Here is an 11,427-nt window from a genome sequence, read left to right as displayed (position 1 = left end):
ATCCTTCTCTAATTAAATAAAATGATAAAGTGAGAGAATTTTGAATGAGTGAATGTTAGAGGCGATAGCCACATTCTCTAATTCAATCCTTCTTTAATTAAAAAATAAAATGCAATTACAAGATTTACTATACGGTGTAATGATTAAAGAATTGGTTGGGAAAACCGATAGGGAAATCAATGCGCTTAACTTTGATTCGCGCAAGGTTGGTAAAGAAGATGTATTTTTTGCTATTTCCGGAACCGTTACAGATGGTCACCAATTTATTGAGCAAACCATTACGCAAGGCGCAACCGTTATTATTTGTGAAAATCTACCTGAAGTACATGATTTCACTATTACTTATGTCAAAGTAGATAACACTGCTGCGGCTTTAGGGATCATGGCCGGGCACTATTTCGGTAATCCATCTGCAGATTTGAAGTTGATTGGAATTACAGGAACCAATGGAAAAACAACCATTGCAACTATATTATTCAAGTTATTTAAAGATTTAGGCTATAAAACGGGACTAATTTCAACAGTCGAAAATTATATTAATGATACCGTAGTTGCAGCAACGCATACTACCCCAAATCCACTTGCCTTAAACCAGTTATTAAAGAACATGGTAGATGCGGGTTGTGATTATTGTTTCATGGAAGTGAGTTCGCATGCCGTTTCGCAACATCGAATTGAAGGTTTAAGTTTTTCTGGTGGTGTTTTCTCAAACCTTACCCACGATCACTTAGACTTCCATAAAACCTTTGATAGTTATCTTAAGGCCAAAAAGACCTTTTTTGATCTGCTGCCTAAAACAGCATTTGCATTAACCAATATCGATGACAAGAATGGCAATGTGATGTTGCAGAATACCAAGGCACATAAAAAAACTTATGCGCTGAAACAACTCGCAGATTTCAAAGCCAGAATTATTGAAAATGGGTTCAGTGGGCTGCACCTGGATATTGATAATGAAGACGTGTATTTCAAGCTGATCGGTTCATTCAATGCCTATAACTTATTAGCGGTATATGGAACAGCCTTGCTTTTAGATCAGGATAAATTAAAAGTGTTGACTTCTTTGAGTCGCTTAACAGGTGCTGAAGGGCGTTTCGACTATATCGTTTCGGAAAATAAAGTGATCGGTATTGTAGATTATGCGCATACACCAGATGCGGTGCAAAATGTTTTAGGAACGATTGCAGATATCCGCAAAGGGACAGAACAGGTAATTACGGTGATTGGTTGTGGTGGCGATCGGGATAAAACAAAGCGTCCGATTATGGCACAGGTGGCCTGCGATTGGAGCGATAAGGTAATTTTAACCTCTGATAATCCAAGAACAGAAGATCCGCAAAGCATTATCGCAGATATGGAAGCTGGCGTTTCACCAACGAACAAACGCAAAACATTATCCATTTTAGATAGGAGAGAAGCCATTAAAACGGCCTGCCACCTGGCGCAAGGCGGAGATATTATTTTAATTGCAGGGAAAGGTCATGAAAAATACCAGGAAATAAATGGCGTAAGAAACCATTTCGACGACAAAGAAATTTTACTAGCACAATTAAACCCGAACAGCTAATGTTATATTTATTATTCGAATACTTGCATAAGCACTATGACATTCCTGGTTTAAGGTTGTTTCAGTATATCACATTCCGTGCGTCGATTTCCATTATTTTATCATTGGTAATTACCACAGTTTACGGTCGTAGGTTAATCGACTATTTACATAAGAAACAGGTAGGTGAGATTGTAAGAAACCTTGGCCTGGAAGGGCAGATGCAAAAACAGGGTACGCCAACTATGGGCGGAATTATCATCTTGTTAGGTATTTTGATCCCAACCTTGTTGTTTGCCAATATTTCGAATATCTACGTCATTCTGATGATTATCACTACCGTTTGGATGGGTGCAGTTGGCTTTTTGGATGATTATATTAAAGTATTCAAAAAGAATAAAGAAGGACTAGCAGGTAAGTTTAAAGTTGTTGGTCAGGTAGGGTTGGGTTTAATTGTAGGTACAACCATGTACTTCCACCCAAATATCGTGGTGAGAGAAACGGTTCAGGATGATGTTAAAAATACATCTTCGGCACCAATGGTTTTGCGTCAGAAAGGGGAAACTTTTTACTATACACAAGATGTAAAGTCGAGCAAAACGAATATGCCTTTCTATAAAAACAATGAGTTTGATTATGCGAAAGTGCTGAAGTTTTTGGGTGGAGATTATCAAAAATTTGCATTCATTATCTTTTTGTTAATTACCGTTTTTATCATCACAGCAGTATCAAACGGCGCAAATATTACAGATGGTATAGATGGTTTGGCAACGGGAACTTCTGCCGTAATCGGGATTACGTTGGGTATACTCGCTTATGTTTCCGGTAACACTGTAATGGCAGATTACCTGAACATCATGTATATTCCTAATTCAGCGGAGCTGATGATTTTTGCAGGCGCATTCGTAGGATCGTGTGTCGGTTTCCTTTGGTATAATTCTTATCCGGCACAAATATTTATGGGTGATACGGGTAGTTTAGCCATTGGTGGCATTATCGCTTCATTCGCATTAATGATCCGCAAGGAGTTATTGATTCCGATTTTATGTGGTGTTTTCCTGGTTGAATTGGTGTCGGTAATTATGCAGGTCTCCTACTTTAAATACACGAAGAAACGATTTGGAGAAGGACGAAGGATATTCCTGATGTCGCCTTTGCATCACCATTACCAGAAAAAGGGATATCACGAAGCGAAGATTGTAACACGTTTTTGGATTATCGGAATTATGCTGGCAATCATCACGATAGTAACATTGAAATTGAGGTAGTGAAAAGCCTAAAGACTAAAGCTGAAAGCTTGAAGAGCAAAGAACAGAATTTAAAACTAAGATGTCTTAGGTGGTAAACAAAAATAAATAAGTGGTATTAGGCCCAGTCTTAATACTTGATACTAACAAAAAAAAATGAGCACAAATCAAAATAATACATCACTAAACCCGCAGTCAGCAATGGCAGGGCAGGGTCGTGTCGTTATTTTGGGCGCTGGCGAAAGCGGTGTTGGCGCTGCCAAACTTGCGCAGGCAAAGGGTTTTGATGTATTTGTTTCAGATTTTGGCACCATTGCCGATAAATATAAATCAGCTTTAGAGCAGTTAAATGTGTCCTTTGAATCGGCACAACACACAGAAGCTCTGATTTTAAATGCTACAGAAGTAATTAAAAGTCCGGGTATTCCATCTACCGCTCCAATCATCAAAAAGTTGGTGGCACAAGGAACGCCAGTAATTTCAGAGATTGAATTTGCTAAGCGCTATACCGCTGCGAAAACCATCTGCATTACAGGTTCGAACGGTAAATCAACCACCAGTCTGCTCACTTATCATATCCTTAAAAACTCAGGTTTAAATGTGGGCCTTGCTGGTAATATCGGACATAGTTTTGCCGCACAGGTTGCAGAGGAAAACTACGATTACTATGTGTTGGAAATTTCCAGCTTTATGCTCGATGATATGTTCGAATTTAAAGCAGATATCGCTGTGCTTTTGAATATCACACCAGATCACCTGGATCGCTACGCGTACAAAATGGAAAATTATGTTGCATCGAAAATGCGCATTATTCAAAATCAAACCGCAGAAGATGTTTTTATCTACTGTGCAGATGATGAAGAAAGCATTAAAGCAATAGAAGTTTTTCAGCCAGTTGCTAAAACATTTCCGTTCTCCATTACCAAAAAAATTGAACCAGGCGCTTATTTAGACGCGCAAACGATAACGATCCTTTTAGAACCAAATAAAGAACTAACCATGTCTATTCTTTCAGATTTAGCCCTACAAGGCAAGCACAACATTTACAACTCTATGGCTTCGGGCATTGTTGCGAAGGTTTTAGAGTTAAGAAATGAAACCATCCGCGAGAGTATGGGGAATTTCAAAAATATTGAGCACAGGTTAGAGCATGTGGCAAAGATTTCTGGAATTGATTTTATAAACGATAGTAAAGCAACAAACGTAAACTCTACCTGGTATGCATTAGAAAGTATGACTGCCGATGTCGTTTTGATTATGGGTGGGGTAGACAAAGGCAACGATTACAACATGCTTAAAGACCTGGTGAAGAGTAAAGTGAAAGCTATTGTTTGTTTGGGAAAGGATAATAAACGCATTCATGATGCTTTCGAAGATGATGTAGAAATTATAGTTAACACCTTTTCAGCTGATGAGGCTACGCAGATTGCTTACCATCTGGCTAAACGTGGAGATGCGGTTTTGCTTTCACCGGCTTGTGCCAGTTTTGATTTATTTACGAGTTATGAAGACCGTGGTAATCAATTTAAAGCGGCAGTTAGAGAATTATAAATAGGAGGATTAATAAAGATGTTCCAAGCACTACTTGATAAAACAAAAGGCGATAGATGGATCTGGTTGATCATCATCCTGCTTTCGCTTATATCTGTTATGGCAGTTTACAGTGCCACCGGAACTTTAGCTTATAAAAAAGGTGAGGCTGTAGAAAAATTACTTTTAACCAAACACCTCATATTTGTTTTGATGGGGATTGGTATGATCTATATTGCCCATTTGCTTGATTACAGGTATTATGCCGGAATCTCGAAGATTTTGATGATCGTAACCGTGCCATTGCTGGTTTATACCTTAATATTTGGTACAAACTTAAATGATGCATCCCGTTGGGTAAAAATTCCAGTTATTGGATTAACTTTTCAAACTTCCGATTTGGCAAAACTTGCGCTAATTACCTTTTTAGCCAGAATGCTGACGAAAAAGCAGGAGAATATTAAAGATGTAAAAGAATCGTTTTTGCCAATTATGGGGTCGGTTTGTGTGGTATTCGTATTAATCGCATTGGCCAATTTATCTACGGCATTGATGCTCTTCGGCGTAAGCATTTTACTGTTAATTATCGGCCGGATTAGTATTAAGCAAATCGCCATCGTTTGTGCGGGTGGTTTTGTGTTATTGTTATTTGTATTCTTCCTCGGACCGAGGCGGAAGACTTACATGTCGAGGATAAACACGTTCCTGCATCCGGAGATGCAGCATTCAGATAAAACTTTCCAGGCAGACCAGGCAAAAATTGCTTTGGCCACTGGTGGTGTTTTTGGTAAAGGACCAGGTAATAGTACGCAGCGCAACTTCCTGCCACACCCATATTCCGATTTTATTTTCGCCATTATTATTGAAGAATGGGGAACATTGGGGGGAGTTGTCATCATGGTGCTTTACCTGGTGCTTTTATACCGATGTATAAAGATAGTTACCAAGGCCCCGAAGGCATTCGGGGCGCTATTGGCAGCAGGTTTAAGTTTTAGTTTAACCATTCAGGCTTTTGCGAACATGGCGGTTGCTGTAGGTTTAGGTCCGGTAACAGGAGTGCCTTTGCCGTTGGTGAGCATGGGCGGAACTTCGATGATTTTTACCAGTGTGGCTTTTGGAATCATTCTCAGCGTAAGCAGGGATGTAGAAGAAAACGCTGGTGCACTAGCTAAAGAGGAGAAAGAAAAAGTAAAAAATAAAGTGATAGTTGGAGAGATTCCGGCGATGGCTTAATGAATGATTGAATTTTGAATGATTGAGAATGACAGAATGTTGAATGAGAGCGTTTTAATGAAGAAGTGATAAAAATTGACCTATTAGTAGCTAACATCCCAAAGTTTAATAATTATCAAATTAATAAATAATGGAAAATGTAAGTAAAGTTGATTTTGTGACATCGATTAAGGCCAGAACAAAGCAGTTCGTTTTGGGCTCAATAAAATTTTATCAGACACTACCAAAAACTGAAGAGGGAAAAATAATAGGTAGACAATTTATACGATCAGCATCGTCAGTCGGAGCGAATTATAGAGCCGCATGTAGAAGTAGATCCCGGGCAGAATTTTTTTCTAAGCTCAGTATTGTTGTAGAAGAGGCTGATGAAACTGCTTTTTGGATTGAGATTCTAATTGAATCAAAGATTACAAATTCAGCGGAAGCTCAACCATTATTGAAAGAAGTAAATGAAATTTTAGCAATTGTAGCTAAAGCAAGAAAAACGGTAAGTAATAATAAATAAAGGATTAAATGAGAGAATGATTGAAGTATAGAATGTAATTGTTGCCGGTAAACATTTGGTCATTTAAAATTCATTCAATAATTAAAAAGATTGAATGGGCTAATGACAGAATTAAACTATTGCTAGTTAACATTGGCTCATTCAAAATTCACTCATTCAATAATTAAATAACAAAATGAATAATTCCCCAAAAATTATCATATCAGGTGGTGGCACCGGCGGGCATATATTTCCCGCCGTAGCCATAGCCAATGCGCTAAAACGCTTGGTGCCTTCTTGTGAAATTCTATTTGTGGGTGCAAACGGACGCATGGAAATGGAAAAGGTTCCAGCTGCCGGATATAAAATTATTGGCTTAAATATTAGTGGCATGCAAAGGGGTTCGATTTTGAAAAATCTTGCCTTACCCTTTAAAGTGCTTGGAAGCGTAAAAAGAGCTTTAGAAATCATCAGAGATTTTAAACCTGACGTGGTTGTTGGGGTTGGTGGCTATGCCTCAGGTCCGTTATTGTATGCGGCCTCATTGAAAGGAATTCCAAGTTTAATACAGGAACAAAATTCATATGCCGGAGTAACCAATAAATGGCTTGGGAAAAAAGCTTCAAAAATTTGCGTGGCTTTTGACGAGATGGATCAGTTTTTCCCAGCAGCCAAAATATTAAAAACAGGCAACCCTGTTCGGAAGGATGTAGTGGATATTAAGGGTAAACACCACGCCGGTGCCGAACTCTTAAAGCTCGATCCCCTGAAAAAAACCATTATGGTTACGGGTGGAAGTTTAGGTGCAGGAACATTAAATAAAGCGATCGAAAAACATTTGCCGGAGATCCTGGCACAGGATGTTCAGGTGGTATGGCAAACCGGGAAGTTTTACTATAAGGGAATTATAGAGCGATTGGGCTTGGATTACCATCCTAATGTTCGAATTTTAGAGTTCCTGAATAAAATGGATTTGGCCTACGCAGCTGCAGATGTTATTATCTCAAGAGCTGGTGCTGGTACCATTGCAGAACTTTGCCTGATCAAAAAGCCGGTGATTCTGGTGCCTTCACCAAACGTTGCGGAAGATCACCAAACGAAAAATGCGATGGCCCTCGTGAAAAATGGTGCTGCATTATTAGTTAATGATCGCTCCGCAGAAGATACATTAGTTAAGGCCGCTTTGGAATTATTGGAAAATCAGGAGCAAAGTCAACAACTAGCTGTAAATATTGGAAAAATGGCGCTTCCGGCGGCAGACGAAATTATTGCTGGTGAAGTGTTGAAACTGGTTTTATAGGGAATGGGAAGATAAAAAATAGGAGAAGAAAGGCAGGCTTTAAGTTTTAGTCTTTCCGCTTTAGACTTACAAGTTTGGGAAGGAAGGCTTTAAGCTTTAGTCTTTCCGCTTTAGACTTACAACTTTTAGTAAATAAAAAAATGGAATTAAGTAAAATAAATAGGGTCTTTTTTGTGGGTGTCGGTGGTATCGGCATGAGTGCACTTGCCCGTTATTTTGCTAAAAGAGGCCAGCTGGTTTTTGGTTACGATAAAACCAGAACCAGGCTTACTGAGACTTTGGAGAACGAAGGCATTCTAATCACTTATAACGATGAGATTTCATCACTGCCGGAGACCTTTTTAAATCCGCAGGAGGATACATTGGTAGTTTATACGCCGGCTATTCCGAAGAATTCAAAAATATTGAATCATTTCAGAGATTTGGATTTTACCTTGAAAAAACGTTCCGAAGTATTGGGCATCATCAGTAAAGGCATGTTTTGTATCGGCATTGCCGGCACGCATGGTAAAACAACCACATCTTCGATCGTTGCACATATTCTTACCGATACGGGTTATGGCTGTACGGCTTTTCTAGGTGGCATTGCCAGTAACTACAATAGCAATGTGCTTTATGGAGACAACAATGTGGTGGTGGTAGAAGCAGATGAGTATGACCGTTCATTCCTGACTTTGCATCCTGATATAGCGGTAATTACATCAATGGATGCAGATCACCTCGATATTTATGGTGATAAAAGTCAGTTGGAAGAATCATTCAGGTTATATGCCAGTCAGTTGAAGGATGAGGGCAAATTGTATGTTCACGAAGGTTTGCCTTTAGGAAACAGCACCACTTATGCGGCAAGCTTAACCGCAAATGCAAAGGCTATTAATCTGAGGGTAGAGGGCGCAAAATTTGTTTTTGATTATGCAGATGATTATCATAGGATCGAAAACATTAGTTTGATGTTGCCTGGGAAGCACAATGTTGAAAATACAACGGTTGCCATCGCCATTGCCCTGCAGTTGGGTATCAATCCGGAGAAGGTAAAACAAGCCGTAGCAAATTTTAAAGGGGTTAAACGCCGCTTCGAGTATATTGTAAATAACGAATCGCAGATTTATATTGATGATTATGCCCATCATCCAGAAGAATTAAAAGCTTGTTTTGATGCGGTACGGCAATTATACCCAGAGCAAAAGCTGACGGTAATTTTTCAACCACATTTATTTACCCGCACACGCGATTTTGCTAATGATTTTGCAAGCGTTTTAAGTACTGCAGATGAACTGCTATTGCTTGATATTTATCCCGCCAGGGAATTGCCATTGGAAGGAATAGATGCACAGTTTTTATTAGACAAAATTACCTTGTCGAACAAGCGTGTTATGGGAAAAGAAGCGGTTATTCAATATGTGAAAGATGAAAAACCTGAATTAATTTTAACAGTAGGTGCAGGAGATATTGATACGATTATCGAACCACTTAAAAATATATTAAATAATGCTTAAACGACTCGACTGGAGCGCAATATTTACTGGCTTTGCCTGGCTGATTAGCTTGGCAGGCGTGGTGGTGCTTTTAAGTTTCATCAACGTTAAAAAGCAAACCATGACATGTACCGATGTGAAAATTCTAATTCCAGGAGCTGATAACTTTATAGAAAGAGAAGAGATTGATGCCATTTTGAAAGAAGATCAGGGAGTGCTTTTAGGTCGGAATTTAGAACGCATTAATATTCATCAGATAGAAAAGAAGTTACAATCTAACCCTTATATCGGATTTGCGAAAGTTTATGTGGATATGGATGGAGTTTTACACATTGAGGTAAAACAAAGACAGCCCATTGTACGTATATTAAATGAAACTGGACAAGATTTCTATATTGACAATGATGGATTAAAAATGCCGATCTCTTCTAATTTTACCGCGAATGTGCTGGTTGCTACTGGTCACATTTCGGAGGTTTTCGGCAGCCGCGTAGATACCCTTCATACCAAATTAGCCCGCGACCTTTATAAAACAGCGCAGTACATTAAAAAAGATACACTTTGGGATGCTCAGATTGAGCAGATCATAGTTGATCAGCAGAACGATATGGAGCTTATCCCAAGAGTAGGTAACCAACGTATCATTTTAGGAAATGCAGACTCGCTGGATAAGAAAATGAATAACTTGTTAATTTTTTATAAAAAAGCAATGCCACAGGTGGGGTGGGAAGCCTATAAAACAATTAACATCAAGTATACAAATCAGATTGTTTGCCAAAGACGAGACTCTACAGAAATTGCGAGAAACCTGAAAAGATTATCGAAAATGGACAGTGTTCGTATTCATCAAAAGGTATCAGATTCATTAATAAGCAATGTAATTGCTACAGCCATTAAAGAGAAACCAGTTGAAAAAACATCTGTGCGGACGACTCAAAAGCCTGAACCGAAAAAAGTAGAGGCGAAGAAACCGGAAGCAAAAAAGGCTGAGGTAAAGAGAACAGAGGTGAAAAAAGCCGAAGTTAAAAAAGTAGAAAAAAAGGTTGAACCCAAAAAGGCGGTAGCGCAGGTAGTAAAACCAAAAGAAACTAAAACAGTAGCAAAAAAGGATAAGCCAAAAGCAACAGCAATGGCCAAACCAACGTTGAGTGCAGCAGCACTTAAAAAACAAAAGGAAGCAAGAGATAAGGAAATCAGAGCCCTAGAAAAACAATATAAAACTCAGCAAAATTAACAAATATGGACAAGGCAAAATTTACCAGTCAGTCGCCCATTGTAGTAGGATTGGATATCGGTACTACAAAAATATGTGTTATCGTTGGTCGCAGGACCCAGCACGGTAAGATAGAAATCTTAGGAATAGGCAAGGCAGAATCGGCGGGGGTGACACGTGGCGTAGTTTCTAATATTCAAAAAACAGTACAGGGCATTGTGCAGGCAGTTGAGGTGGCCAGCGGACAATCCAATGTAGAAATACAGGTGGTAAATGTGGGTATTGCTGGTCAGCACATTAAAAGCTTGCAGCATAGAGGAATTTTAACAAGAAGAGAATTAAACAACGAAATTGGTAAAAAAGATATCGATAAGTTAATAGATGATATGTTTAAACTGGTGATGCCACCTGGAGAAGAAATTATCCATGTATTGCCACAAGAATTTACCATCGATAATGAGCCGGGAATTAAAGATCCGATTGGTATGGCAGGCGTGCGTCTTGAAGCCAACTTTCACATCATTTCTGGTCAGGTTACGGCGGTAAAAAATATCATCAAATGTGTAAATAATGCAGGGTTACAAACTCAGGATCTGATTCTTGAGCCATTGGCATCTTCTGAATCGGTGTTGAGCGAGGAAGAGAAAGAAGCAGGTATTGCATTGGTAGATATTGGGGGTGGTACCACTGATATTGCGATTTTTCACGAAGGTATTATCCGTCACACAGCTGTTATTCCATTCGGTGGAAACAGCGTTACGGAAGATATCAGAGAGGGCTGCTCTGTGATGCGTAATCAAGCTGAGTTATTGAAAACGCGTTTCGGTTCTGCACTTGCTGAGGAGAATAAAGAAAACGAAATTATTTGCGTACCAGGTTTACGTGGTCGCGAGCCGAAAGAAATCTCGGTTAAAAATCTTGCTTATGTGATCCAGGCAAGAATGGAAGAAATCATAGAGCATGTTTATTATGAGATCAAATCTTCCGGTTACGAGAAAAAATTAATTGGTGGTATTGTAATTACGGGTGGTGGTGCTTTGTTAAAGCATTTATCTCAGGCGGTAGAATATGTAACGGGTTTAGATTGCAGAATTGGTTATCCAAATGAGCATTTATCGAAATATGAAGATATGCCTAAAACCATTTATGATGATCTTAAAAGCCCAATGTATGCAACCAGTGTTGGCTTGTTAATCAAAGGAATCCAAAAGGCAGAAGAGCTGATCGAAGAAATGAAACAGCCAGGCGTTTTCGTGGAAAAACCAAAAACGATTAAAGAAAAAGAAAAACGCGGACCAGGTCTGTTCGATAAATTATTAGCAAAAACGAAGACTTTCATTCAGGATGACATGAATGTGAGCGATGAAGATTACTTGAAAAGCTAAAACTTTTCAACAAA

At 39.0% G+C, this 11,427-nt stretch carries 9 protein-coding genes; all 9 read left to right on the top strand.

The features are described 5' to 3' along the window. Positions 1 to 109 precede the first annotated feature (109 nt). A complete protein-coding gene (locus SOM16_RS12560; RefSeq protein ID WP_320464342.1) occupies positions 110 to 1,567 on the top strand; it encodes a UDP-N-acetylmuramoyl-L-alanyl-D-glutamate--2,6-diaminopimelate ligase in 1,458 nt (485 codons plus the stop codon). Next, the gene (gene mraY, locus SOM16_RS12555) at positions 1,567 to 2,814 is read left to right on the top strand and encodes a phospho-N-acetylmuramoyl-pentapeptide-transferase (protein ID WP_320464341.1); all 1,248 of its coding nucleotides are present in this window, start codon (positions 1,567 to 1,569) and stop codon (positions 2,812 to 2,814) included. Before SOM16_RS12560 ends, mraY begins: the two co-directional genes overlap by 1 nt. Before the next feature lie 135 nt (positions 2,815 to 2,949). After that, on the top strand, positions 2,950 to 4,344 hold the full coding sequence (murD, locus tag SOM16_RS12550) for a UDP-N-acetylmuramoyl-L-alanine--D-glutamate ligase (RefSeq protein ID WP_320464340.1): 1,395 nt from the start codon (positions 2,950 to 2,952) through the stop codon (positions 4,342 to 4,344). Between the two features lie 18 nt (positions 4,345 to 4,362). Next, positions 4,363 to 5,556: an FtsW/RodA/SpoVE family cell cycle protein gene (locus tag SOM16_RS12545; RefSeq protein ID WP_320464339.1), complete on the top strand. Its 1,194-nt coding sequence runs from the start codon at positions 4,363 to 4,365 to the stop codon at positions 5,554 to 5,556. A gap of 130 nt (positions 5,557 to 5,686) precedes the next feature. Beyond that, a complete protein-coding gene (locus SOM16_RS12540) occupies positions 5,687 to 6,061 on the top strand; it encodes a four helix bundle protein (RefSeq protein WP_320464338.1) in 375 nt (124 codons plus the stop codon). A 175-nt stretch (positions 6,062 to 6,236) separates the two neighbouring features. Beyond that, complete coding sequence (gene murG / locus SOM16_RS12535; RefSeq protein ID WP_320464337.1) at positions 6,237 to 7,340, top strand: undecaprenyldiphospho-muramoylpentapeptide beta-N-acetylglucosaminyltransferase; 1,104 nt, start codon at positions 6,237 to 6,239, stop codon at positions 7,338 to 7,340. Between the two features lie 140 nt (positions 7,341 to 7,480). Then, positions 7,481 to 8,836 carry a UDP-N-acetylmuramate--L-alanine ligase gene (gene murC / locus SOM16_RS12530; protein ID WP_320464336.1) on the top strand — a complete coding sequence of 452 codons (1,356 nt, stop codon included), beginning with the start codon at positions 7,481 to 7,483 and terminating at the stop codon, positions 8,834 to 8,836. Next, positions 8,829 to 10,049, top strand: a complete 1,221-nt coding sequence (locus tag SOM16_RS12525) for a cell division protein FtsQ (RefSeq protein ID WP_320464335.1) — start codon at positions 8,829 to 8,831, stop codon at positions 10,047 to 10,049. The genes murC and SOM16_RS12525 overlap by 8 nt, the downstream gene beginning before the upstream one ends. A gap of 5 nt (positions 10,050 to 10,054) precedes the next feature. Continuing rightward, positions 10,055 to 11,413, top strand: coding sequence for a cell division protein FtsA (ftsA, locus tag SOM16_RS12520; protein WP_154279740.1), 1,359 nt, complete (start codon positions 10,055 to 10,057; stop codon positions 11,411 to 11,413). The last annotated feature ends 14 nt before the right edge of the window (positions 11,414 to 11,427 follow it).

Origin of the sequence: Pedobacter sp. CFBP9032, assembly GCF_034045265.1 — a bacterium.
GTDB lineage: Bacteria > Bacteroidota > Bacteroidia > Sphingobacteriales > Sphingobacteriaceae > Pedobacter.
This window is presented reverse-complemented; position numbering and strand designations above follow the sequence as displayed.

Bases quoted from the DNA above. Each gene is read 5' to 3' on its own strand.
- SOM16_RS12525 (WP_320464335.1), top strand. From the start codon at position 8,829: ATGCTTAAACGACTCGACTGGAGCGCAATATTTACTGGCTTTGCCTGG.
- SOM16_RS12540 (WP_320464338.1), top strand. From the start codon at position 5,687: ATGGAAAATGTAAGTAAAGTTGATTTTGTGACATCGATTAAGGCCAGA.
- mraY (WP_320464341.1), top strand. From the start codon at position 1,567: ATGTTATATTTATTATTCGAATACTTGCATAAGCACTATGACATTCCT.
- ftsA (WP_154279740.1), top strand. From the start codon at position 10,055: ATGGACAAGGCAAAATTTACCAGTCAGTCGCCCATTGTAGTAGGATTG.
- murC (WP_320464336.1), top strand. From the start codon at position 7,481: ATGGAATTAAGTAAAATAAATAGGGTCTTTTTTGTGGGTGTCGGTGGT.
- SOM16_RS12545 (WP_320464339.1), top strand. From the start codon at position 4,363: ATGTTCCAAGCACTACTTGATAAAACAAAAGGCGATAGATGGATCTGG.
- SOM16_RS12560 (WP_320464342.1), top strand. From the start codon at position 110: ATGCAATTACAAGATTTACTATACGGTGTAATGATTAAAGAATTGGTT.
- murG (WP_320464337.1), top strand. From the start codon at position 6,237: ATGAATAATTCCCCAAAAATTATCATATCAGGTGGTGGCACCGGCGGG.
- murD (WP_320464340.1), top strand. From the start codon at position 2,950: ATGAGCACAAATCAAAATAATACATCACTAAACCCGCAGTCAGCAATG.